The sequence below is a fragment of the Mycobacterium sp. P4_H6 genome (assembly GCF_056400845.1).
In genome coordinates this window covers 1-22834 of record NZ_JBFUKN010000040.1, presented here as the reverse complement: position 1 = coordinate 22834, position 22834 = coordinate 1, and the positions used below count along the sequence as shown (strand labels likewise).

The following is a 22834-nucleotide window of genomic DNA, read 5'->3' as shown; positions in this document are numbered from 1 at the left end:
TGAGTTCTTGTGCCTTGGGCAGGACTGAAAAGGGGAAGTGTGTCTGACCGTCTGATCGTCAAGGGTGCGCGCGAGCACAACCTGCGCGGAGTTGACCTTGATCTGCCGCGCGACGCCTTGATCGTGTTCACCGGCCTGTCCGGCTCGGGGAAGTCCTCGCTGGCCTTCGACACGATCTTCGCCGAGGGCCAGCGCCGCTACGTCGAATCGCTGTCGGCGTATGCGCGCCAGTTCCTTGGGCAGATGGACAAGCCCGACGTCGACTTCATCGAGGGCCTGTCCCCGGCGGTGTCGATCGACCAGAAGTCCACCAACCGCAACCCGCGCTCCACCGTCGGCACCATCACCGAGGTCTACGACTACCTGCGTCTGCTCTATGCCCGCGCCGGTACCCCGCACTGCCCGGTCTGTGGGGAGCGCATCGCCCGGCAGACCCCGCAGCAGATCGTCGACCAGGTGCTGGCCATGGAGGAGGGCGCCAAGTTCCAGGTGCTGGCCCCGGTGGTGCGCACCCGTAAGGGTGAGTTCGTCGACCTCTTCGACAAGCTCAACTCGCAGGGTTACAGCCGGGTGCGCGTCGACGGCGTGGTCTACCCGCTGACCGACCCGCCGAAGCTCAAGAAGCAGGAGAAACACGATATCGAGGTGGTCGTCGACCGCCTCACCGTCAAGGCGAGCAGCAAGCAGCGCCTCACCGACTCGGTGGAGACCGCGCTGGGGCTGGCCGACGGCATCCTCGTGCTCGAATTCGTCGACCGCGAGGAGGGCCACCCGCACCGCGAACAGCGTTTCTCGGAGAAGCTGGCCTGCCCGAACGGGCACCCGCTGGCCGTCGACGATCTCGAACCGCGGTCGTTCTCCTTCAACTCGCCCTACGGCGCCTGCCCCGAATGCACCGGCCTGGGCATCAAGAAGGAGGTCGACCCCGACCTGGTGGTCCCCGACCCGGAGATGACACTCGCCGAGGGTGCCGTCGCCCCGTGGTCGATGGGTCACACCGCCGAGTACTTCACCCGGATGATGTCGGGCCTGGGCGACGAGCTCGGCTTCGATGTCAACACCCCGTGGAAGAAACTGCCCGCCAAGGCGCGCAAGGCCATCCTGGAGGGCTCCGACCATCAGGTGCACGTGCGCTACAAGAACCGCTATGGACGCACCCGGTCCTACTACGCGGACTTCGAGGGCGTGCTGGCGTTCCTGCAGCGCCGCATGGAGCAGACCGACTCCGAGCAGATGAAGGAACGCTACGAGGGCTTCATGCGGGACATCCCGTGCCCCGAATGCTCCGGGACCCGGCTCAAGCCCGAGATCCTCGCGGTGACGCTGGCCGCAGGCACGCACGGCGCCAAGTCGATCGCCGAGGTCGCCGAGCTGTCCATCGCCGACTGCGCCGAGTTCCTCAACGCCCTCACCCTGGGTACCCGCGAGCAGGCCATCGCCGGTCAGGTGCTCAAGGAGATCCAGTCCCGGCTGGGCTTCCTGCTCGACGTCGGTCTGGAATACCTGTCGCTGTCGCGGGCGGCGGCGACGCTGTCCGGTGGTGAGGCGCAACGGATCCGGCTGGCCACCCAGATCGGCTCCGGCCTGGTCGGGGTGCTCTACGTGCTCGACGAGCCGTCGATCGGCCTGCATCAGCGCGACAACCGCAAGCTCATCGAGACGCTGGTGCGGCTGCGCAATCTGGGCAACACGCTCATCGTGGTGGAACACGATCTGGACACCATCGCGCACGCCGACTGGGTGGTCGACATCGGCCCGTACGCCGGCGAACACGGCGGGCGCATCGTGCACAGCGGAACCTATAAGGACCTGCTGAAGAACCCGGAATCCCTCACCGGCGCTTACCTTTCCGGCAAGGAGAGCATCGAGGTTCCCGCGATCCGCCGACCGGTGGACCGCAAGCGCCAGCTCACCGTCGTCGGAGCGCGGGAGCACAACCTCAGGGAGGTCGACGTGACCTTCCCGCTCGGGGTGCTCACCTCGGTCACCGGGGTGTCCGGCTCGGGCAAGTCGACGCTGGTCAACGACATCCTGGCGACCGTGCTGGCCAACAAGCTCAACGGCGCCCGGCAGGTGCCGGGGCGGCACACCCGCATCAACGGCATCGATCAGCTCGACAAGCTGGTGCGCGTCGACCAGTCGCCGATCGGGCGGACCCCGCGGTCCAACCCGGCCACCTACACCGGGGTGTTCGACAAGATCCGCACCCTGTTCGCCGCCACCACCGAGGCGAAGGTGCGCGGCTACCAGCCGGGCCGATTCTCGTTCAACGTCAAGGGCGGTCGCTGCGAGGCCTGTTCCGGTGACGGCACGCTGAAGATCGAGATGAACTTCCTGCCGGACGTGTACGTGCCCTGCGAGGTGTGCCACGGCGCCCGGTACAACCGGGAGACCCTCGAAGTGCACTACAAGGGCAAGACCATCTCCGAGGTGCTGGACATGCCGATCGAGGAGGCCACCGAGTTCTTCGAGCCGATCACCTCGATCCACCGCTACCTCAAGACGCTGGTCGACGTCGGGCTCGGTTACGTCCGGCTGGGACAGCCCGCCCCGACGCTGTCCGGTGGTGAGGCGCAGCGGGTGAAGCTGGCCGCCGAATTGCAGAAGCGCTCCACCGGCCGCACCGTCTACATCCTGGACGAGCCGACCACCGGCCTGCATTTCGAGGACATCCGCAAGCTGCTCAAGGTCATCAACGGCCTTGTCGACAAGGGCAACACGGTGATCGTCATCGAGCACAACCTCGACGTCATCAAGACCTCGGACTGGATCGTGGACATGGGCCCCGAAGGCGGTGCCGGCGGTGGCACGGTGGTGGCGCAAGGCACTCCCGAGGATGTCGCGGCGACGCCGGAGAGTTACACCGGGCAATTCCTCGTCGACATGCTGGATGGGGCGACCGAAGAGGTCGTGCCGGCACCGAAAACACGTCGGCGCCGCGCCAAGGTCAGTGCCTGATCCCTACCGCTGAGGACAGCAGCCGGGCGGCTGCCAGCCCGCTCGGCTGGGCCCCGTCGGACAGCACGCTGAAATAGACGTGGTCGGCGCCGGCCGCCAGGTGCTGCCGGGCGCGGGCCGCGATGTCGGAGGCACTGCCCCGGGCGATCACCCTGTCCACCAGGGCATCGCTGAGCGTCTCGATATCACGTTCGGTAAAGCCTTGTCGGCGTGCCGAATCGGCGTAACTACGCATGCCCATCAGAAACCGCAGGGGTGTGCGGGCCGTCTCCCTGGCCGTGTCGGGATCGGTGTCGAGGACCGCGTACAGGCCGACGATCAACTGCGCGCCGTCGCCGAGCCGCTGCCGCGCCCGCATGGTGTAGTCCGGAGTGATCATCCCCGGCATGGCGCCGGCGAAACGATCCCGGGCGACGGCCAGTGTGCGCGGGCCGAATGCCGCCAGCAGGCGCCGGTTTCGGGGTATCGGATCCAGATCGTCCAGGTACTCGGACAGTGCTGCCAGCGGTTTGTGTTGCGATGAGCCCAGTCCGATCATCAGCCGGCCCGGTGCCGTCACCTCGGCGCGGCGGTACAGCGCGATCACCGCGTCGGTGCCGTACACGTCAGGCGGGATGATGGCGGGCGCGATCACCGCACGCGCGGTGGCGGCCAGCAGATCGGTCAGGACATCGAGACGGTCGATCTGGCCGCCGTTGACCCACAGCGTACGAAACCCGAGATCCTCGATCTCGCGGGCATGGGCAGATGTGGGGTCGACGGTGAATCCATAGCGGCCGAGTTCCATGCCGCCACGGTAGAACCGCAACGTTGGTTGAGGTCAAGAGCTGTGGCTTGGCACTAAAGTGGCACCAGTCGGATCATGTGGTACGAGACGGGGATCGTGGTGGCGGTAGCGGGCGACTGGACGGTATTTCCGCGAAAAGGATTGGGAAAGCTGGAATTCGGCATGTCTACGGCGCAGGTGGACGCGCTGTCCGGTACATACGGAGCCGTAACAGGTCGCGGCGACGATCGGATTCCGGATGACCTGCTCCGCGACACGCTRGAGAAGTTCGGCGACGCGATGAGCGAGGAAGAGAAACAGGCCCTGATCGCCGTCTATGCGGAAAGCGGCCCATCCGGTGACAGCGTGACCGAAACGCGTGGCAATCCGGGCCTCGTCCTCGGTTACCGGGCCGACCGCCTCGTCGAGATCATGCCGGCAACGAATCAGCGCCCGCTGGTTCTCGAGGGCAAGGACATCCTGTCGCTCAGCGGACTGGAGTCGCTGGCACTGTTGGAGCGGCTCAATCGCGGCCCCGGCCGCTACGCCGATACCGAGGCGGCGTTCGACAACCTCGCCATCTCGGCGGATGGCTTCTGTGTCACCGACCGGGCAGCAGCCCAGGTGCGCGCGCTGGACGACTCCGACGAGCGATTCGTGGGGCGCACCGTGACCTTGCGGCTGGAACCCTATCTACCCGAGGGCGAGATGGACCGTTTCATCTATCGGGCTCTGGGTTAGTCCCGATCAGCTCTTCGACAGCGGCGAGGGGAACCGTGGTTTGATCACCGCTCCGCCGAGCCATTCGGTCAGCTCATCGGCCTTGCGCTGCAACGCCTTCTGGGTCCTGCGGCTGACATCGGTGACGATCTGCAGTTCGACCCGTCCATCGCCGGATTGCCGCCAGCCACCGACCACCCGGCCGTCCGCCCACGCCGTGGGCCCGGCGTTGCCGCGGTTGTCGAACACCTGATCGCGCAGCCCCTCCAGGTACCAGTCGCGGTCGACCCAGCCCATGGTCGTGACATCCAGACCGGGCAGCAGCGCGCACCACGGCTCGGCAGCCGGTTCCGGGTCCAGGTCATCGGGCAGCGCCACCGCCGGCGTGCCGTGCAGGTCCACCTCGACCGCACCGATGTCGGCCAGCGCACGCCGGGTCCAGGTCAGGGTATGGCCGAACCACCACTTGATGTCGGCGACGGTGGCGGGGCCGAAAGCGCGCAGCCAGATGCGCACCAACTCCGCGCTGGCGCCGTCGGGCTCGGCGGCATCCGATGTCTCGAGCCAGGACGCGGCAGATACCCACAGCGGACGCGATGATGTCCAGCCGCCCTGGTTCGGTCCGCGGACCACCTGGCCCCGGACGGCGAGCACGGTGATGACCCGCGGCGACAGGGGAGTGTCTCCGCCCCAAGGCTTCCCGGGTGCCGGATCATACGTCCCCGCCAGTTCCGGCAACGCCGTGCGCAGCTGGGTCGCGCCGGTTGGACCGTTGGCCTCCAGATACGCCAGCACCGCCGCGCATGCGGTGCGCAACCACTCGGCGCCGTCGGTGGCCACCCCGGCCTTCTCGACGTCGGCGATCAACTTGCGGCTCTCGCTGTCGGCCACCCGGTCACTGGATGCTGCCTGCACCGCCGAAATACCGTCGGCCCGCACCACCCACAGCGTGCGGCGCATCGCGAGATGTTTGACCAGCGTCCGCTCCCGGTAGAGCGTGGCATCCAGATCGGCACGGTCGAAACCCGGAATCCTGGCCCACAGCGACAGATACGGGGTGGCCGGATCGGTGGCGTGCAGACCCACCAATGCCGATGTCACCGTCGCCGCATCGGTTCCTTGATCGCCGAGAAAGTGCCGCCGGGCCAACCGGGCGCGCCTCTCGGCAAGGGTGAACGAACGCACTAGTCGCGGTTCATCGATTCGCGGATCTGCTTGAGCCGCTCGGCGGCTGCCTGCTGCCGCGCCTCGTACTGCTCGGCCACCGACCGGCCCTCGGGGGTGTCCTCGGCCAGTTCCACCGCACCGATGGCGGTGCCGAAGCGGTTCTCGATCTTCTCGCGCACCGAATCGAAGGTCGGCACGCCGGCAGCGGTGTAGCCGGTATCGACCGGGACGGCAGTGAGTTCCACCGGGGCCTGCGTGGCGGGCACGTCCTCCGCCGGAACGACCTCGGCATCGATCGGGTCACCCGCAGAAGGCTGCTGGTCATCGGGCATGACGCCACCGTACCTCCTGGAGAAGTTTGGGATCGGTAGCGATTCGGCGCGGATGTACTTGCCCCACGACGGCGCCACAGGGGCGGCGGCGAATGAAAAGGACATAGACATGACGAAGAATCGCGTTCTGGCCGCCGGGATCGGGATGCTCGCCACCGCGGCGGTACTGGTGGGTTGCTCGGATGACAAGGCCGGCGAACCCGCCGCGTCGAGTTCCGGCAACGGCAGCAGCGCCGCGCAGGTCGCCAGCGGCGGCAGCACCGAGGTCAAGGTGGAGGGCCAGGACCTGGCCGGCCTGGACCTCAAGTCGGTGACCTGCGTCAAGGCCGGCGGCAAGATCAACGTGGCCAGCGCCGCCATCGGTGGCCAGCAGGGCCTCGGCGTCGTGATGACCGACGATGCCGCTCCCAAGGTCGAGTCGATCGGACTGGTGGTCGACGGTAACGCCCTCGCCGTCGCCTCGATGGCCGGCGCGAGCAGCGGAACGGCCGACGTCAAGGTCGACGGCAGTACCTACACCATCACCGGTGAGGCTGTCGGTGCCGACATGAAGAACCCGATGGCGGGGATGATCACCAAGCAGTTCGAGATCAAGGTCGACTGCAGCTGACCGGCGCCTCCCGGGGCGGGCCAGGCGACGGGAACACCGTCGGGCGGCGGGCGCGGAAACGCGTCCGCCGCCTTCGCCCGTCCTATGATGACGCGGTGTCGATCACCGGTGACCTGGAGCGGGCCCGGCGGCTCGCCTGGGCCGCCGACGAGCCGGGTGCCAAGGAGCTGCTGCTGTCACTGTTGCCGGCCATCGAGCAAGCCGACCGTGACGACCTGGCCTTGGAGGCTTTCGCCCAGCTCGGCGAGATCTATCTGGTGCGTACCGCCTACGACGGTGTGGGCGAGTGTATTCGGCGCATCCGGGACTGCATCGCGGCCTACGCAGCCCTACCGGAGCGCAACCCCGACATTCAGCACATGATGCAGCGTTACACCCGCCGTGCCGACTTCCTGCAAGCCGGCCTGCACGCCGCCCGCGGCGAACACGACGAGGCCGCGACATCGGTGTCGGCGCTGATCGCTGCCGACGGGCCGCCGGATCTGGCCGAAGAGCACCGGTATCTGGTCGGTTTCGCCCGGCTGCTCTGCGCGATCGCGCTCTCCGACGACGATCTGCACCACCTGGCGGTCCCGTTGTGGGCACAGGTGCTCGACGTGATCGACGTCTCCGCAGCCGACGGCAGCCACGACGATCGACTGCTGGTGCTCGCGGGGATCGGCTACGGCGGATTCTGCGTGCAGACCGGCAGGCTCGACGAAGCAGAACCCTGGCTGCGGCGCGCCGGGGCGCGAGCAGAGAAGCACGGCTGGGAGCTGGACACCGCCCGAACGCAATTGGAACGTGCGATCGCCTGCTGGTCCGTCGGCGACCACAACGGCGTGGATCGACTCATCGATCAGGCCTACCCGGTGATCGCCAAATATGCCCGCGCCCATGATGTGTCCCGCTGCTGGTTCTACCGCGGCTTCACCAAGCTGGCCTCGGCGGCACTGGAAGAGGCCGATCAGTGCTGGGAACACGCCGAACGTCACTGGCGCGAACTCGGCAAACCGCTCCACCTTCATCGCATTCTGTTGCAGCGCAGCTGGATCCCGATCTTCTTCGGCCGCTTCGGCGAAGCGGTGGAGCTGATCGCCCAGGCCCGGACCCTGCTCGACGAATGGCCGCGCAGCACCTGGCTGCAGTACGCCCGACTCGACGATCAGCTGGGCACGGTGTGGCGGGCCGACGCGCTGGGAGATCTGGGATTCGACGGCGCCGGTGATCCCGAGGACACCTGGGACGAGGTCGAGGCCAAACATGAAGCCTCCCTGGGGACCACCAATGCCGAGACCGGTAGCCCCGGATTCGTCCGTGCGATGGCCAAGCTGGAGCAGGCCGCAGAACTCAAGGTGCCCGCGGCGCTCGCGGTGGATTCGGTGCGCTACACGATCGTCGACGCCAACGCCCGCGCACAGTGGGCGACCAGGGTGTCGGCGCCCATGCTGGCCGGTGCCTTCGCGGTGTCCTGGGAATGGGAGAACACCGCACTCACCGCCGAGCTGATCGAATACCACAGCGCCCGAGGTAGTTTCAGTACCGATACCGCAGACGAGGCCGAAGCGCCGATCTGGGCCGGAGCCCAGGCCGTGCTCGTCGACGCGGAGTTCGAACTGCCCGACCTCGAGCTCGCCGCAGTCGCCGCCGGGTCCGTCAGTGGAGGGCCGTCGTTGACCAGACTGGGTCCGCTGCCGCCGCTGCAGATGGATCCCGGCGCCGAGCCGATCCTCGGGCACTACCGCGCCCTGGCCAAGCAGCGCTATGGCCGCGCCATCACCACCGACGATCCGGCCTGGCCGACATGGTCGTGACCGACCGGCAGACCCTGATTCTGCGTTTCGCCGATGTCGGTATCGCGACCTACGCCAGCCTGCGTGTCGTCGGCCAGCCCGGGCGCACCGTCACCTGGGTGGTCGAGGAGACCATTCTGCTTGCGGCGCTGGAGGAGATCGCTGCGGCACTACCGGATCCGCGCGATGCCGAGACCGCGGTGGACGCGTTGCAGCGCGCACTCTCCGATGGCGCATTCACCACCGCGGACGCTGAACTGACCCTGGCCTACCGTCTGGGCGTCCTGCTGATCTCCGCCGCGGGCTGGGATCTGCTCCAGGAATGTGTACACGACCCGCGCGCGGTGTTGTTCGTCGCGCCCAGCGCTCGCCTGGGCCGGGTGCCGTGGGGACTGCTCGCGCTGCCCGCGGTGCGACCCGAGGTGATCGCGATGCTGGCGGCCCGCCAGGAGGCCATCACCCCGGACGGTCCGCAGCCGGCCCTGATCCCATGGCCGGACGGGGAGATCGGTGCGCTCACCGAAGGCTTCCGGTTGCTGGAATTCGTGGATGTGCTGATGGCGGTGCCGGCCAACATCGCGCACTCGCGGCGCGTCAACACGGCGCGCCCGGAAGCGGATCCGCTGCTGATCCTCGACCCTCGGGTTCCCGGTCAGCGCCCGGATTCGGCGCTGGGGTCGGTGCTGGGCAGACCGGCGCCAGACACCGTGCTGGCGCGGCACTACGCGGACCTGATGCACCGGCGAACAGTGTTGCCGCGGGTCGACACCCCGATCGAGCTGTTCCGGCGCACCGACACCGACCGGCACTGGCTGGCCGAGGTGCTGGCCGAAATGCCCGGGCGCCTCGTCTATGTCGGGCACGCCAGCACCGGCGACGGCGCGGAACGGGCGGCTCTGCACCTCGCGTGCCGTGCCTCGACCGAGGGATACAGCAACCCGGTCGGCGATCACCGCCCGCTCACCGCGGCCGACCTGATGTCGGCCCAGCTGCCCATTCCGACTCGTGTTGCGTTGCTGGCCTGTGCATCCGGTGGCGACTACCGATTCGACGAGGCCACCGGGATCGTCGCGGCAATGGTGCTGGGCGGAGCGGAACTGGTGACCGCGACGCTGTGGTCGCTGCCCACCAGCGCCGGGTATCGGCGGTTCGTGTCCGGCGCACCTGCCGACCCGATGGGTACGGTCATCGCCGCGGTCGACGCCGCCCATCAGGCGGATACCGATTTCGAGGCGGCGTGCGCGGTCAATCGTTGGCAACGCGCACAACTGCGGAGCTGGCGGGACGGCGACGAATCCGCGGCACCGGTGTACTGGGCGGCGCTGGTGAGTTTCGCGGTTCTCTAGCCGATCAGGCCGGCGGTACGGCCACCGCGACGGCGGATTCGTCCCCGCGCCGGTAGTAGGCGTCGACGACGCTGCCCGGGCAGACCCGATCCAGTGAGGTGGCCGGGATGAGTGTCGTCTCGTGGGCCGGGAACTGCCCGCCCTCGGGCCTGCGGACCATCAGGTCGAGCACCACCTCGCGGTAATCCTCCCGTTCGGTGCCGGTGGACCGGGCGGCCGTCACCACGCCACTGGACCTGGTGCCGTGCCGGATGAGCTCCAGCTGCGCGTCGGTGACCAGGCCCTTGTCCACCAGCATCCGGTCGAACGCGGCCCGGATGGCGACCATGTCGTCGGCGAGGGTCAGCTGTTCGCGTGCATCGGGGTCGAAGGCCACCAGCAGCACCGCGCCCGGCCGGATCTCGGCGACCACCGGGTCGCCCGGGGCACCGCGCAGCCGGCCGGTGAACTTCTGGCCCGACACGCTCTCCACCTCGACGGTGATCCGGTCGGAGACCGCGCTGACGGTGCCGATACCGACCGCGGGTGTGCCCGCGCACCGCGGGGCCGACCGGCCGCGGGGCAGCACCGTGCCGAGGGTGGCGCCGACCGTGACGATCACGACGGCGACGGCGACGAGGACCAAGAGGATCAGCAGTGAGTCAGGCATGCAGAACAGGGTCGCCCCCGTCGGCGGCTACCGAACCCAACTTTTCGCCGGGCGCAGCGACGGGAAAGATCTCGTGCCTATCCTGAGCGGGTGAGTACCGTCCCGGACGTCGCCGCGCAGGTGGCACGCGCGTTGCCTGCGCAGCCTCGGCGCGCCGTGATCGACCGCGCCTGGCGGGCGCTGGGCCCGGGCGTCCAGGTGCTCAGCAGTGATGACGGCGGACCGCTGAGCCGCACCGTCAAGCGCATCTTGGATCCGCTGGTGTTGCGGTTGCGGTCCAACCCGCAGTATTCGACACCGGTGGTGTCCGGCGAGGTGGCCGCCGAGATGTTCGAACTGATCGTGGCGCATCGCGACCAGCTGTGCGCCACCGCGTCCTGGTTCGCGGTGCTCAAGCTGGCGCGCCGCAAGTTGCGGCTCACCACCGGCAACGCCCAGGAACTCTACTTCCCGGTGTGCTTCGAGCTTGCTGTCACCAAAGGTGAACCGGTACAAAATGATTCGGATACCGCAGAGACAATCCTGCGCGGGATCCACGGGGACCGGGACCGCACCGCCATCGAGGTGCTCAACCGCCACGTCGCCGACGACAAGGTGGTCGGCGCGCTGGCACGTCAGTTGCAGGCCAGTTGGTCCGATGTGCGGCCGACCGCGGCCATCACCGACCCGTTCCTGGCAGGCCTGAGCACCGTGCTGGGTGATGCTGCCGGGCACAACGAGTCGGTGGCCCGCCAGCGGGTGTGGACCGCGCTGGTGGCTGATGCGACGCCCTACAACCTGGGTGCCCGGGCCCGCGGCCCGGCGCCGGACCTGCCGTGGTCGTTCGTCGACATCGGCCTCAGCACGGTGCTGCCGCAACCGCCGCCGCCCGTGCACGGCGGTGCCGACACCGATCGCCCGTTGAATCGCAGCGTCGTCGATCGGGTGCGCGCCACACTGCGCCGCGCCCTGGACCGCGACGAGCTGCCCGATGTTCCGCTGCTGTGCGCCGAGGAGGTGGACCGGGCCTGCGCGCCATGGGGTCTGCTCGCCGAGGACATCCAGGCCGCGATGGTGGCGGGGGTCGAGATCGCCGTCGAACTGGCACCACTGAACGAGGCCGCGACACCGCGTTACCGGTTGGCCGCCCAGGTCCAGGCCCGGCTGCGCAAGGAGGCCTATGTGCTGCACGCGCGGCGCTACCTCGCCGACGGGGAGGCGCTGCACCCGCGCCAGCAGCAGGTGACCAAGGAGCTCGCCGCGTTCGCCCGGCCCTATCTGAGCAGGCTGTGGGCGCGTCTGCACGGCCGCGACGTCTGGCAGGAGTCCTGCGCGGATGTCGACGAGATGCGGGCCCTGCTGGAAGGGGTGGCCCGGTCGGTGAGCCTGGATCACCGGCAGCGGATCAAGGCGATGCTCGAACTGGAGGCGGCCCGATGAAACTGGTTGCCGAATCCGGATTGTGGACCACCGGCGCGCAGGTGGCCGCGCCGCCCGCGGTGGCGGTCCTCGAGGTCGCCGGCGCGGTCCTGGCGTGGACGGTCGACGATCCGGCCGCGGCGGCGCAGCTCACCTTCACCGATGTGTCCGCCGCGGACTGGTTGTGGCGGGTGGCCGGTGAGCAGGGGCATGTGGCGGTGGTCGAGGCGCTGCGCGGCCGGACCGCCGATCCGCAGTCCAGCATCGACATCGCCGATCTCGAACTGTCCCCCCAGGTGCTGGCGCCGCTGCGCAGGCTGGCGCTCGGCCACTGGCTGCGCCGGTGGTGGCCGGCCAGTGTCCGTGACAGCATCGCCGATCTCGACATGGCGGTGCTGGACGCCGAATTGGCGCTGTTGACTGCCGCAGCGCAGGAGTTCTTCGGTGAGGACACCCTGGACTCCGATATCGAGGCGCTGCTGTCCCCGCACCGCGCGGCGCTGTCCGCCCATCTGCGTGATGGAGATCCGCGGGTGGCGGCGCTGATCGAGCCCTGTCTGGAGTGGGCCGATTGGGCGGAGATGGCCGAACCCGAGGCGGTGTCGTCCGACCGGCGGCGAGATGACTATGCGCTGGCTGCCGGCGGGCCGACGGCATCGCAGGCCGACACCATCGGTGCCGGCACCGCGTCGATCAGTTGGAGCGCCGTGCCGCCGGGGGTTTTCGACGCCGCCGAGGACACCGTCGACTGGTCGGTGCGCGGTGACGGTGCCGGGGGAGCCGTGGCCGAGGTGCGTGCCCTGCTCAGCGGCTCCGCCGCCGGGGTGCCGGTGCAGCTGCGCAGCGGCGACGTCACCGCCACCGGTGCGCTCGATGACCGCGGCACCGCGACTCTCACCTTGCTGATCTCGGAATCGGCGGCGTGGAACCATGATTGGACATCCACCACGGTCACCGTCGGGCGGGTGGCGTCGGCCGGGGAGGACCGGGCGACCCGGCAGCGGCTGCGGGCCTTCGTGTGGTCCCGGTTGGCGGTACCTGCTGCAGACGCGTTCCTGGCGGAGATCCTTGCCGCCGAATCCGATTACTGACTCGGTCGCCGGTCGGCCACCTGCACCGCCGACGGCGCCTTGGCCGGCTGCTGCAACGCGACCCTCGGCACGTCCGGAGTGCCGATCTGGCCGGCCAGCCACGGGAGGGCCTCGGCGAAAGCGCTTGCCGCGAAGGGCCAGTCGTGCTGGCCGGGTCGGCTGACCACCGCGCAGTCGATGCCGTGGGATGCGCCCAGCGCGCACAGCGACTGGGCGGCCGCAGCGGTCTGCGGCGGCGGTGACACACCCGCCCCGTTCACCGAGAACCAGCCCGACACCCCGGTGTACGGGCCGTGCCGGGTGATGACGGTGGTCGGATCGAATGCGGCGTAGGCGGCGGCGTCACCGCCGAACAGGCGCTCGATGGTCTGCGCCTTCGTCCCCGAGTTCGGGCTCAGGTCACCGGCGATGTCCTCGAACGCCGAGAACCGGTCGGGGTGCATCACGGTCAGGTCGACCGCGCAGGTGCCGCCCATCGACCATCCGACGACACCCCAGTTGGCCGGATCCGGGCTGACGCCGAACTTCGAGACCATCGCCGGCACGACGTCGTTGACGAGATGATCGGCGACCTTGCCGCGGCGGCCGTTCACGCACTCGGTGTCGTTGTTGAACGTGCCGCCCACATCGGCGAACACCAGCACCGGCGCGTTGCCGCCGTGGGTTGCGGCGAAGGCATCGGCGGTTTGCACGGCGTTGCCCGCGCGCGCCCAGTCCGCCGGAGTGTTCATCTCGCCGCCGATCATCATCACGGTCGGCAGCCGGGGCGGCGGATCGGAGGCGAACCAGGCCGGCGGCAGATAGACCAACTCGCCACGGTGCTTGAAACCCGAACCGGCGTCCCCGGTGTCCACCGGCACCAGAGAACCGTTGCGCGGCACCGCGTGCCGGACCTGGAATGCGGCGACGGTCGCCATATCGGTCTGATCCGGCAGCGGTCCCGCGGTCAGCTGCACCCATGCGGTCTGCATGGTGGGGAAATAGCCGGTCCACAGATTGACGGCCAGCGCCGCGCACAGGGCGCACAGCGGGACGGCCGCGACGGCCGCGGTGCGTCGCCACCAGCGCGCCCCGCGCCAACCGGAAAACAAAGCCGCGGCGGTGAATCCGGTCAGCCCGATCCAGATCCAGAGCGCGTGCGGGGCGGGTTCGCCGGCCAGCCCCTGGCTCGTCACGTACCAGTGTGCGGCCGCAGCCACCGCGGTGCCGAAGGCGGCGGCGGCTACCAGGCGGCGCCGCACGCGCAGCGCGGTCAACAGAACCAGACCGGTGATCACCTGAACGGTCACCGGCACCCAACCGTGGGTCAAGGAATCGTGGTGCTGCAAGAGCCCGGACATCAGCGTCACGAGATCATCGTGACTCTGCTTCCTGGAAAGCAGCTGTGACCGGGGTCAGCGAGGTTTGGCCAACGGGAACGGCAACGTCTCACGGATGCTGCGCCCGGTGATCAGCATGACCACCCGGTCCACGCCGACGCCGAGACCACCCGTTGGGGGCATGGCGTACTCGAGGGCCTGCAGGAAATCCTCGTCGAGTTCCATCGCCTCGGGGTCACCGCCGGCGGCCAGCAGCGACTGCTCTTGAAGACGCTTGCGCTGCTCCACCGGGTCGGTGAGCTCGCTGTAGGCCGTGCCCAGTTCGACACCCCAGGCGACCAGGTCCCAGCGCTCGGCGACACCGTCGATGCTGCGGTGCGGGCGGGTCAGCGGGGAGACCGAGGTGGGGAAGTCCTTATAGAACGTCGGGCGCTCCGTCTGCCCCTCGACCAGTCGTTCGTAGAGTTCGAGCACCACCGCGCCGGTGTCCCAGTGCATCAGATAGGGCACCCCGGCACCGTCGCAGAGGCTGCGCAACCGCTCCAGGCCGGTCTCCGGGCCGATCTGTTCGCCGAGCGCCTCGGACACCGCGCCGTGCACCGTCTTCACCGGCCAGTCCCCGGAGATGTCGACCGCGATCAATCCGCCGTCGGGGCCGGGGCGCATCACCACCTGGGCTCCGTTGGCGGCCTCGGCGGCGTTCTGGATGAGCTCGCGGCAGCCGTGCATCCACACGTTGTAATCGGCGTGCGCCTGATACGCCTCCAGCAGTGTGAATTCCGGGTTGTGGCTGAAATCCACCCCCTCGTTGCGGAACGCGCGGCCCAGCTCGAAGACCCGCTCCACGCCACCGACGCAAAGCCGTTTCAGATACAGCTCCGGGGCGATGCGCAGGTACAGGTCGAGGTCGTAGGCGTTGATATGAGTGGTGAACGGCCGTGCGTTGGCGCCGCCGTGGATCTGCTGCAGGATCGGTGTCTCGACTTCGAGGAACCCCTTGCCCACCAACGTTTCCCGAATGGCATGCAGGATCCGGCTGCGGGCGGTGATGAGGTCGCGGGCCTCGGTGTTGATCGCGAGGTCGACGTAGCGGGTCCGGACCCGGGCCTCCGGGTCGGTCAGGCCCTTCCACTTGTCGGGCAGCGGACGCAGGCACTTACCGATCAACCGCCACCGGGTGACCAGCAGGGACGGGGTGCCGTTGCGGCTGAGCCCCATGGTGCCGGTCACCTCGATCAGGTCGCCGAGGTCGATCGAGGCGGTGAAGTCGGCGTTGGTGCCCTGGGTGAGGCGCGAATTGTCCAGCAGCAGTTGCACGTCGCCGGACCAATCGCGCAGCGCGGCGAACAGCACCCCGCCGTAGTCGCGGAGCCGCAGGATGCGGCCCGCGACGGTGACGGTGACATCGGCGGCGGTGGTGGCCAGCGCCTGCTCGACGGTGTGGCTGGGTGCCTCGCCGACCGGGTAGGCGTCGATGCCGTTGTTCTGCAACGTCTTCAGCTTCGCCATTCGGACCCGCACCTGCTCGGGCAGCCGGTTGCGCTCGTCGGCGGGCAGATCCTGTTGCAGCGCACTGGCATCCGGGGCGCTGCCGTCGCGGTGCAGCAACCCGCTGTCCACCAGGTTCTTCGGCGCGGCCACGTGTTCGCCGGTGTGTTCCTTGCGGCGGGAGAACGGCAGCACCAGGAATCCCTCGGCGATCACCGAAGCCACCCCGACCCGGGGCACCTCCCGGGCGTCCTCATAGCAGGCGAACCGCGGAACCCATTCCGGCTGGTACTTCATGTTGGACCGGTACAGGGTCTCCAGCTGCCACCACCGGGAGAAGAACACCAGCAGCGCACGCCACAACCGGGCGACCGGGCCGGCACCCAGTTGGGCGCCCTGCTCGAAGGCCGACCGGAACATCGCGAAGTTCAATGAGATCCGGGTGATACCGAGATCCTCTGCCTGCAGGCAGATCTCACTGACCATCAGCTCGATGGTGCCGTTGGGGGACTGGGGTGACCTGCGCATCACATCCAGTGACACCCCATTGGCGCCCCACGGGACCAGCGAGAGCATCGCCACCACGTCGCCGTCGTTGTCATTTTCCCCAGCGCCGCCGGCCGCCACGGCCTCCACCAGCATGCAGTCACCGTCGGCGGGATCACCCAGGCGCCCCAGCGCCATCGAGAATCCACGCTCGGTCTCGGTGTCGCGCCAGGCGTCGGCACGGCCGACGACCGTGGCCATCTCGTCGGCGGTCAGTTCGCGGTGCCTGCGGACACGGACGGTCAGCCCTGCCCGGCGGGCGCGGGTGACGGCCTGCCGGACCGGCTTCATGTCCGGGCCGGACAGCTTGAAGCGGTCGGGGTGCAGGATGGCCTCATCGCCGAGTTCGATGGCGTTGAGGCCGGCATCGCGGAACGCCTGTGCGGCAGGGGCGCTGGCGCCCATCACGCCGGGGGCCCACCCGTAGGACTTGCACAGCTTGAGCCAGGCGTCGATCGCGGCCGGCCAGGAACGCGGGTCACCGACGGGGTCCCCGCTGGCCAGACACACCCCGACCTCGACGCGGTAGGTGACGGCGGCGCGGCCGTTGGGGGCGAACACCACCGATTTGTCGCGGCGGGTGGCGAAGTAGCCCAGCGAATCGTTCTTGCCGAACAACTCCAGCAGCCCGCGGATGGCGGATTCGTCCTGACCCGTCAGCGCGTTGGTGGCCCGTTGGGATCGGAACAGCACGATGGCCGCGACCACCAGTGCCAGCGCGCCGAACAAACCGAGCAGTGCGTTGATCAGCACACCGGGATGCTGACCGTCGAAGACCTTGGAATCGACGCCGGCAAAGGCCACCACGCGGTTGACGGCGTACCCGAACCGGTAGTCGCGCTCCAAGGTCCCGGGGAACAGTTCCAGCAGGCCCCAACCGACCAGGATGCCGACGGCCATGGCGGCCAGCAGCGTGCCGATCGCCTTGAACAGGGCACCGCGGCGCACCTTGGCCCAGAATTCGTGCCGGGCCAGCACCAGGAAGCCGATCGCGGCCAGGTGGAACACCAGGCCGATGACCTCGCCGAACTCCTCGAGCACAGATTCGTCGCCGGCGATCAGGTCGGCGACATTCACGGCCACCGCGGCGACCATGTAGAACACCAGGATCCACCAGGCGATGCTCTTGCGGGCGGCCAGCGCGGCGGCCAGCAGCGCGAGCACCACCGCCCAGGCGAAGCTGGTGTCGGGGAAGTTGAAGATGTAGTCGTTGACGAACTCCCGGGGCACCCGGATGGCAGACCGGACGATCGGGGAGATGCTTGCCACCAAGGACAGCGTGGCGATGACGCCGACGATCCAGCCCGCGGCGGCCGGAACCCACGAGAATCCGGACGGTCGCCGGGTCGTCGACGGATGCGGGACTGTGGTGGCCGTCATAGGCCGCGAGAATATGCCCTAAGCGGGCGAAATGGGTGTTTCTACCGACCCCGGGTGTCGGCCCGGATCACCAGACCGGCCCGGTGTACTTCTCGCCGGGCCCCTGGCCGGGCTCCTCGGGCGCCGCGCTGGCCTCCCGGAACGCCAGCTGCAGACTCTTCAGACCGTCGCGCAGCGGTCCGGCATGCAGGCCCAGGTACTCCGCGGATGCGGTGACCAGGCCGGCGAGTGCGGTGATGAGACGGCGGGCCTCGTCGAGATCGCGGTGCGGGCTGTCCTCGGGATCTTCGGAACCCAGGCCGATCTTCTCCGCCGCCGCGCTCATCAGCATCACGGCCGAGCGGGTGATCACCTCGACGGCGGGAATCTCGGCGAGCTCCCTAACCTGCGGGTCCGCGTCCGAAGGAGTTTTCTGATCATCGGTCATGCCTGTTAGACTTGCACGATCGACCGTCCCGGCGAACGCCAGGGACAGTAAGTGGAGTCCCGCTCCCACCGCTGACCATACCGGTCCAGCGGTCCGATCACAGGCATCTGCGGATGTCCTGTTCTGCGCATGCGCAGGCGGCGAAAGCCGTGATCGGTCGGCATCGGGCCCTGCTATATGCAGGGCCTTTCTGCTCTTCGGAGTGGAATGCCGATGGTGTGGTCTCTCCCTGCTGGCCCTGCGCTCCATCACGGTCGTGGCACGAGCAGACAACGTAGGAGGCCCCATCAGCACTGAGACCCGCATCAACGAGCGCATCCGCGTACCTGAAGTCCGCCTGATCGGACCGAATGGTGAGCAGGTAGGCATTGTTCGCATCGAAGATGCTCTCCGCGTCGCCGTCGACGCCGATCTCGACCTCGTCGAAGTAGCCCCAGACGCCAAACCACCGGTGTGCAAGATCATGGACTACGGCAAGTTCAAGTACGAGACGGCACTCAAGGAGCGCGAGTCTCGCAAGAACCAGCAGCAGACCGTCGTCAAGGAGCAGAAGCTTCGGCCGAAGATCGACGATCACGACTACCAGACGAAGAAGGGCCATGTGGTCCGCTTCCTCGAAGCCGGGTCGAAGGTCAAGGTCACCATCATGTTCCGCGGTCGCGAGCAGTCCCGGCCCGAACTGGGTTACCGACTGTTGCAGCGTCTCGGCGCCGACGTGGCTGACTACGGCTTCGTCGAGACCTCCGCCAAGCAGGACGGCCGCAACATGACGATGGTGCTGGCACCGCACCGTGGCGCCAAGACCCGCGCCAAGGCGGCGCACGACGCCGACGCCCCGACGCCGCGGTCCGGCGGCGAGGCAGCGGCACCCGCGGCCCCGGCAGCACCGGCCGAGCCCACCGAGCCCACGCAGAACTGATCCACCACAAGAACTGAGGACACATGCCCAAGGCAAAGACCCACAGCGGCGCATCCAAGCGCTTCCGCGTCACCGGAAGCGGAAAGGTCGTCCGCCAGAAGGCCGGCAAGCGCCACCTTCTCGAGCACAAGGCGAGCAAGCACACCCGTCGCCTCGACGGCCGCGTCACCGTTGCCGCCAACGACACCGCCCGCGTCAAGAAGATGCTGAACGGCTAATTCGGTTGACCGGCTGAAAAGCCGCTATTCCCTCCAGACTTTCCCCGCAAGAATAGGAACACTCCCATGGCACGCGTGAAGCGCGCAGTCAACGCTCAGAAGAAGCGGCGCACAGTACTCAAGGCTTCCAAGGGCTACCGCGGCCAGCGGTCGCGCCTCTACCGCAAGGCCAAAGAGCAGCAGCTGCACTCCTTGACCTACGCCTACCGGGACCGCAAGGCCCGCAAGGGCGATTTCCGCAAGCTGTGGATCTCCCGGATCAACGCTGCGGCCCGCGCCAACGGCGTCACCTACAACCGCCTGATCCAGGGTCTGAAGCTGGCCGGCGTCGAGGTGGACCGCAAGAACCTGTCGGAGATCGCGATCAGCGATCCCGCCGCGTTCACCGCTCTGGTCGAGGTTGCCAAGGCAGCACTGCCCGAGGATGTCAACGCGCCGTCGGGCGAAGCCGCCTGACACCCCTCACCGAGAAGTCCAATCGGGTAGCTGCGGCCATCAAGCTGCAGCGTCCCGCCGGACGTCGTCACGCCGCACGCTTCCTCGCCGAAGGTCCCAACCTGGTCGAGGCAGCGTTGCGGCGTGGTCTCGTTGAAGAGGTCTTCGTCACTGAGGACGCACACGCCCGTTTCGCGGATCTTCTCGCGGACACCCCGGTGCACGAAGTGACGGTGCGAGCCGCAAAGGCATTGTCGGACACCGTGACTCCGGTCGGGCTGATCGCGGTCTGCGAGATTCCCGGGGTATCGCTGTCCGAGGTGCTGGACGCACCGCGGCTGGTGGCCGTCGCGGTCGAGACCTCCGATCCCGGCAATGCGGGCACGCTGATCCGGCTCGCGGACGCCATGGGTGCCGATGCGCTGATCCTTGCCGGCGACAGCGTCGACCCCTATAACCCGAAATGCCTGCGGGCCTCCGCGGGCAGCATCTTCGGGCTGCCGGTCGTCCAGGTCCCGGACACTCTCGCACTCCTTGCCACCCTGCGGGATGCAGGTCTGCAGGTGCTGGCGACCACGCTGGACGGCTCGACACCGCTACCGTCGGTCGACCTGAGTGTGCCCACCGCATGGCTGTTGGGTTCGGAGGCGCACGGTCTGGCGCCCGATACCGCCGCGGCCGCCGACGCGCAGGTGACCATCCCCATGCGCGGCAGCGCCGAGAGCCTCAATGTGGCTGCTGCGGCAGCCATCTGTCTCTATGAGAGCGCTCAGGCCCAGTCAGGCCAGTAGTCCCCGCGCCACGTGCGTGATCTGCACCTCGTTGCTTCCGGCGTAGATCATCAGCGATTTGGCGTCGCGGGCCAGCTGCTCCACCCGGTATTCGGTCATATAACCGTTGCCGCCGAAGAGTTGCACGGCCTCCATGGCCACATCGGTGGCCGCCTGGGAGCAGTACCACTTGATCGCCGAGGCTTCGGCCAGCGAGATCGCCGACCCGGTCTGCGAGGACTCGATGACCCGGAACAGCATGTTGCGCACGTTCATCCGGGCCACTTCCATGTTGGCCAACTTGAGCTGGATCAACTGGAACTGGCCGATCTCCTTGCCCCACAGCACCCGGGTCTTCGCGTAGTCGACCGATAACCGCAGACATTCCTCGATGACACCGAGGGACATCGCGGCCACCCCGATCCGTTCGGCGGAGAAGCTCGACCGGGCGCTGTCCCGTCCGTCCCCGGAGGCGTTGTTCTCGGTCTCGCCGAGCAGCCGGTCACGGCCCAGCCGGACGTTGTTGAAGAACAGTTCGCCGGTGCGTGAACTGTGAATGCCCATCTTGTGGAACGGTTTCGACTGCACGAAGCCGTCCATGCCGCGGTCCAGGACGAACGTCAGCACCTTGCGGTCGCGCTTGTCGACGCCTGGCTCATCGAGTTTGGCGTACACGACCACCACGTCCGCGTCGGGTCCGTTGGTGATGAACGTCTTCTGCCCGTTGAGCAGGTAGTCGTCTCCGTCACGGGTCACATAGGACTTCATGCCACCGAATGCATCCGAACCGGAATCCGGTTCGGTGATCGCCCAGGCGCCGATCTTCTCGTAGGTCACCAGGCCGGGTAGCCAACGTTCCTGCTGAGCCAGGGTGCCGCGGCTCTGGATGGTGGGGACCGTGAGGCCCAAACTGACACCCATTCCGGTGACCAGACCCATCGACACCCGGCACAGCTCGCTGATCAGGACGAAGCCCATCCCGGCCTGGTCGGGCCCGCCGCCGAACATGCCGCCGGAAGACTTGGATTCCTTGGCCGGTGCACCGTCGCGCAGCTTGGACAGCCTGCGCTCCAATGACTCTCGCGCCATGGCGTCGATACCGAACGCGCCGAACAGCTTGCGCACGATGGGGTAGGGCTCCATATCGCCGCTCTCCAGCGCGTCGATGTGCGGCCGGATCTCCTTGTCGACGAACTCGCGCACGGCGTCGCGGACGGCGATGTCGACGTCAGACCATTCCAGCATCGTGTCAGGCGACCTTTCGTTTGGCTGCTGCCGGCCGCAGTCCGGCCAGCGAGAAGGTGGTGTGGACCAGGGAGCCCGCACGGTCCAGCAGCGATTTCTGTCTGGGCTGATAGTGCATCGGCAGGCCCTTGCGGTCCGGCGGTGGGGCCATGAAACCGGGCGCCTCGACCAGCGGCGCGTCCTCGGGGATGCTCCCGGAGGCGCGACGATAGGCCGAGACCGCCCGCGGGTGCAGCCGGATCTCGTCGGGCACCACGGTGAACGCCAGCTCGACGGCCTTGCCGAACAGCCGCAGCAGGATCTCGTCGCCGGGTGTCCAGCGCATCCCGGCCTTCTCGCGCACCGGTGCGTCGAAGATTCCGGCGGCCACCCAGCGCTGTGCGCCGACCATCGGCTTGAACAGCTGATCCCACACGCCGGTCGGCATCAGCACGAACCACGGCTTCGGGATACGGATGGTGAAGATGTCCAGGGTGGCGCGATTGATCTCCAACTCCTCGCGGCACGTGTGATCCCAGTAGACCAGGAACTCCTCCCAGCTGTCCGGCACCGGTCGCATGCTCATGCCGTACATCCGGTACCACTGCACATGCTCGTCGAACAGCTGATGCTTTTCGGCCTCGGTGAGCCCGCCGCAAAAATAGTCGGCCGTCTTGATGATCAGCATGAAGAAGGTGGCGTGGGCCCAGTAGAAGGTCTCGGGATTGAGCGCGTGGTAGCGCCGGCCCTGCCCGTCGACACCCTTGATGCCGTGGTGGAAACCCTTGATCTGGGCGCCGGTGTCGGCGGCACGATCACCGTCGTAGACCACACCCATGATCGGATAGACCGACCGGGCCACCCGCTGCAGCGGCTCGCGCAGCAGGATCGAGTGGTCCTCGACGCCGGCGCCGAGCTCCGGATACATGTTCTGGATCGCGCCGATCCAGACGCCCAGCAGGCCGGTGCGCAGATCGCCGAAATACTTCCAGGTCAGCGAATCGGGCCCGAGGGGGATCGCCGCCCGCTCGATCGACGGCGGGGGATTGTTTGATGCAGCAGTCATGGCGTCCTCGTCGAGCCTTGAAAACTACGGATGTCTGGCCACCATATGCGTGACAACATGTGTTGTCTATACAGTCCGGCGGTGTGGCGCGGCGCCGTTACGTGTCGGCGATGAAGCCTCCATGCGCGCGTGACCTGCATCTTCATTCAGGCCGTGGCGATGTGAGCAACGTCTAGGGCGGACGTCGTTGCCGGGGTCAGAACAGCCGCTTAGGGTGAACAGCCGCTTAGTGT

Annotated in this window: 20 protein-coding genes; 11 read left to right on the top strand and 9 right to left on the bottom strand. The window is 68.1% G+C overall.

The genetic code is table 11. From position 1 onward, the window contains the following. Positions 1 to 39: 39 nt before the first annotated feature. Positions 40 to 2958 carry an excinuclease ABC subunit UvrA gene (uvrA, locus tag AC1DTF_RS17650; RefSeq protein ID WP_057167986.1) on the top strand — a complete coding sequence of 973 codons (2919 nt, stop codon included), beginning with the start codon at positions 40 to 42 and terminating at the stop codon, positions 2956 to 2958. On the opposite strand, the gene AC1DTF_RS17645 is transcribed toward uvrA, so the two are convergent. Then, entirely contained in the window at positions 2948 to 3745 is a 798-nt protein-coding gene (locus AC1DTF_RS17645) for a TIGR03620 family F420-dependent LLM class oxidoreductase (protein ID WP_477474993.1), read from the bottom strand. The two genes, uvrA and AC1DTF_RS17645, sit on opposite strands and share 11 nt — an antisense overlap. A gap of 75 nt (positions 3746 to 3820) precedes the next feature. Here AC1DTF_RS17645 and AC1DTF_RS17640 point away from each other — a divergent pair, with 75 nt between their 5' ends. After that, positions 3821 to 4465, top strand: coding sequence for a hypothetical protein (locus tag AC1DTF_RS17640; RefSeq protein WP_057167988.1), 645 nt, complete (start codon positions 3821 to 3823; stop codon positions 4463 to 4465). Between the two features lie 6 nt (positions 4466 to 4471). On the opposite strand, the gene AC1DTF_RS17635 is transcribed toward AC1DTF_RS17640, so the two are convergent. Both AC1DTF_RS17635 and AC1DTF_RS17630 read right to left on the bottom strand, forming a co-directional pair. Next, the gene (locus AC1DTF_RS17635) at positions 4472 to 5629 is read right to left on the bottom strand and encodes a winged helix DNA-binding domain-containing protein (RefSeq protein ID WP_477474992.1); all 1158 of its coding nucleotides are present in this window, start codon (positions 5627 to 5629) and stop codon (positions 4472 to 4474) included. Continuing rightward, positions 5629 to 5943: a hypothetical protein gene (locus AC1DTF_RS17630; RefSeq protein ID WP_057167990.1), complete on the bottom strand. Its 315-nt coding sequence runs from the start codon at positions 5941 to 5943 to the stop codon at positions 5629 to 5631. The genes AC1DTF_RS17635 and AC1DTF_RS17630 overlap by 1 nt, the downstream gene beginning before the upstream one ends. 109 nt (positions 5944 to 6052) lie before the next feature. On the opposite strand from AC1DTF_RS17630, the gene AC1DTF_RS17625 reads away from it, so the two are divergent. The 3 genes from AC1DTF_RS17625 to AC1DTF_RS17615 all read left to right on the top strand — a co-directional run bounded on the left by AC1DTF_RS17625 (position 6053) and on the right by AC1DTF_RS17615 (position 9671). Continuing rightward, a complete protein-coding gene (locus tag AC1DTF_RS17625; RefSeq protein WP_477474991.1) occupies positions 6053 to 6553 on the top strand; it encodes a lipoprotein LpqH in 501 nt (166 codons plus the stop codon). A gap of 95 nt (positions 6554 to 6648) precedes the next feature. After that, positions 6649 to 8346, top strand: a complete 1698-nt coding sequence (locus tag AC1DTF_RS17620; protein ID WP_477474990.1) for an ATP-binding protein — start codon at positions 6649 to 6651, stop codon at positions 8344 to 8346. After that, positions 8337 to 9671, top strand: a complete 1335-nt coding sequence (locus tag AC1DTF_RS17615) for a CHAT domain-containing protein (RefSeq protein WP_477474989.1) — start codon at positions 8337 to 8339, stop codon at positions 9669 to 9671. Before AC1DTF_RS17620 ends, AC1DTF_RS17615 begins: the two co-directional genes overlap by 10 nt. Before the next feature lie 4 nt (positions 9672 to 9675). Here the strand turns inward: AC1DTF_RS17615 and AC1DTF_RS17610 are convergent, their stop codons facing one another. Then, positions 9676 to 10320: a hypothetical protein gene (locus AC1DTF_RS17610; protein WP_477474988.1), complete on the bottom strand. Its 645-nt coding sequence runs from the start codon at positions 10318 to 10320 to the stop codon at positions 9676 to 9678. 90 nt (positions 10321 to 10410) lie between these two features. Here AC1DTF_RS17610 and AC1DTF_RS17605 point away from each other — a divergent pair, with 90 nt between their 5' ends. Together AC1DTF_RS17605 and AC1DTF_RS17600 are read left to right on the top strand one after the other, a co-directional pair. Further along, positions 10411 to 11739: a hypothetical protein gene (locus AC1DTF_RS17605; protein ID WP_477474987.1), complete on the top strand. Its 1329-nt coding sequence runs from the start codon at positions 10411 to 10413 to the stop codon at positions 11737 to 11739. Next, the gene (locus AC1DTF_RS17600; RefSeq protein WP_477474986.1) at positions 11736 to 12809 is read left to right on the top strand and encodes a hypothetical protein; all 1074 of its coding nucleotides are present in this window, start codon (positions 11736 to 11738) and stop codon (positions 12807 to 12809) included. The genes AC1DTF_RS17605 and AC1DTF_RS17600 overlap by 4 nt, the downstream gene beginning before the upstream one ends. On the opposite strand, the gene AC1DTF_RS17595 is transcribed toward AC1DTF_RS17600, so the two are convergent. The 3 genes from AC1DTF_RS17595 to AC1DTF_RS17585 form a co-directional block, all read right to left on the bottom strand. Beyond that, complete coding sequence (locus tag AC1DTF_RS17595) at positions 12803 to 14149, bottom strand: alpha/beta hydrolase (protein ID WP_477475013.1); 1347 nt, start codon at positions 14147 to 14149, stop codon at positions 12803 to 12805. The genes AC1DTF_RS17600 and AC1DTF_RS17595 overlap by 7 nt on opposite strands. Positions 14150 to 14203: 54 nt before the next feature. Continuing rightward, entirely contained in the window at positions 14204 to 17542 is a 3339-nt protein-coding gene (gene lysX / locus AC1DTF_RS17590) for a bifunctional lysylphosphatidylglycerol synthetase/lysine--tRNA ligase LysX (RefSeq protein ID WP_477474985.1), read from the bottom strand. A gap of 67 nt (positions 17543 to 17609) precedes the next feature. Further along, complete coding sequence (locus tag AC1DTF_RS17585; RefSeq protein WP_057167996.1) at positions 17610 to 17969, bottom strand: DUF1844 domain-containing protein; 360 nt, start codon at positions 17967 to 17969, stop codon at positions 17610 to 17612. A gap of 286 nt (positions 17970 to 18255) precedes the next feature. Between AC1DTF_RS17585 and infC the strand changes: the two genes are divergently transcribed. The 4 genes from infC (at position 18256) to AC1DTF_RS17565 (ending at position 20332) form a co-directional block, all read left to right on the top strand. Beyond that, on the top strand, positions 18256 to 18888 hold the full coding sequence (infC, locus tag AC1DTF_RS17580) for a translation initiation factor IF-3 (protein ID WP_156409218.1): 633 nt from the start codon (positions 18256 to 18258) through the stop codon (positions 18886 to 18888). 23 nt (positions 18889 to 18911) lie between these two features. After that, on the top strand, positions 18912 to 19106 hold the full coding sequence (gene rpmI / locus AC1DTF_RS17575; RefSeq protein WP_057167997.1) for a 50S ribosomal protein L35: 195 nt from the start codon (positions 18912 to 18914) through the stop codon (positions 19104 to 19106). Between the two features lie 66 nt (positions 19107 to 19172). Beyond that, the gene (rplT, locus tag AC1DTF_RS17570) at positions 19173 to 19562 is read left to right on the top strand and encodes a 50S ribosomal protein L20 (protein ID WP_057167998.1); all 390 of its coding nucleotides are present in this window, start codon (positions 19173 to 19175) and stop codon (positions 19560 to 19562) included. Then, positions 19559 to 20332: a TrmH family RNA methyltransferase gene (locus AC1DTF_RS17565; protein ID WP_477475012.1), complete on the top strand. Its 774-nt coding sequence runs from the start codon at positions 19559 to 19561 to the stop codon at positions 20330 to 20332. The genes rplT and AC1DTF_RS17565 overlap by 4 nt, the downstream gene beginning before the upstream one ends. Here AC1DTF_RS17565 and AC1DTF_RS17560 read toward each other — a convergent pair. Together AC1DTF_RS17560 and AC1DTF_RS17555 are read right to left on the bottom strand one after the other, a co-directional pair. Further along, positions 20321 to 21556 (bottom strand): acyl-CoA dehydrogenase family protein, encoded by a 1236-nt coding sequence (locus tag AC1DTF_RS17560; RefSeq protein WP_477474984.1) that lies wholly within the window; start codon positions 21554 to 21556, stop codon positions 20321 to 20323. The genes AC1DTF_RS17565 and AC1DTF_RS17560 overlap by 12 nt on opposite strands. Positions 21557 to 21560: 4 nt before the next feature. Then, on the bottom strand, positions 21561 to 22601 hold the full coding sequence (locus AC1DTF_RS17555) for an oxygenase MpaB family protein (protein ID WP_477474983.1): 1041 nt from the start codon (positions 22599 to 22601) through the stop codon (positions 21561 to 21563). Positions 22602 to 22834: the final 233 nt, after the last annotated feature.

Bases quoted from the DNA above. Each gene is read 5' to 3' on its own strand.
- rplT (WP_057167998.1), top strand. From the start codon at position 19,173: ATGGCACGCGTGAAGCGCGCAGTCAACGCTCAGAAGAAGCGGCGCACA.
- AC1DTF_RS17595 (WP_477475013.1), bottom strand. From the start codon at position 14,149: ATGTCCGGGCTCTTGCAGCACCACGATTCCTTGACCCACGGTTGGGTG.
- AC1DTF_RS17560 (WP_477474984.1), bottom strand. From the start codon at position 21,556: ATGCTGGAATGGTCTGACGTCGACATCGCCGTCCGCGACGCCGTGCGC.
- AC1DTF_RS17630 (WP_057167990.1), bottom strand. From the start codon at position 5,943: ATGCCCGATGACCAGCAGCCTTCTGCGGGTGACCCGATCGATGCCGAG.
- AC1DTF_RS17615 (WP_477474989.1), top strand. From the start codon at position 8,337: ATGGTCGTGACCGACCGGCAGACCCTGATTCTGCGTTTCGCCGATGTC.
- AC1DTF_RS17600 (WP_477474986.1), top strand. From the start codon at position 11,736: ATGAAACTGGTTGCCGAATCCGGATTGTGGACCACCGGCGCGCAGGTG.
- AC1DTF_RS17645 (WP_477474993.1), bottom strand. From the start codon at position 3,745: ATGGAACTCGGCCGCTATGGATTCACCGTCGACCCCACATCTGCCCAT.
- rpmI (WP_057167997.1), top strand. From the start codon at position 18,912: ATGCCCAAGGCAAAGACCCACAGCGGCGCATCCAAGCGCTTCCGCGTC.
- lysX (WP_477474985.1), bottom strand. From the start codon at position 17,542: ATGACGGCCACCACAGTCCCGCATCCGTCGACGACCCGGCGACCGTCC.
- AC1DTF_RS17585 (WP_057167996.1), bottom strand. From the start codon at position 17,969: ATGACCGATGATCAGAAAACTCCTTCGGACGCGGACCCGCAGGTTAGG.
- AC1DTF_RS17555 (WP_477474983.1), bottom strand. From the start codon at position 22,601: ATGACTGCTGCATCAAACAATCCCCCGCCGTCGATCGAGCGGGCGGCG.
- AC1DTF_RS17625 (WP_477474991.1), top strand. From the start codon at position 6,053: ATGACGAAGAATCGCGTTCTGGCCGCCGGGATCGGGATGCTCGCCACC.
- AC1DTF_RS17610 (WP_477474988.1), bottom strand. From the start codon at position 10,320: ATGCCTGACTCACTGCTGATCCTCTTGGTCCTCGTCGCCGTCGCCGTC.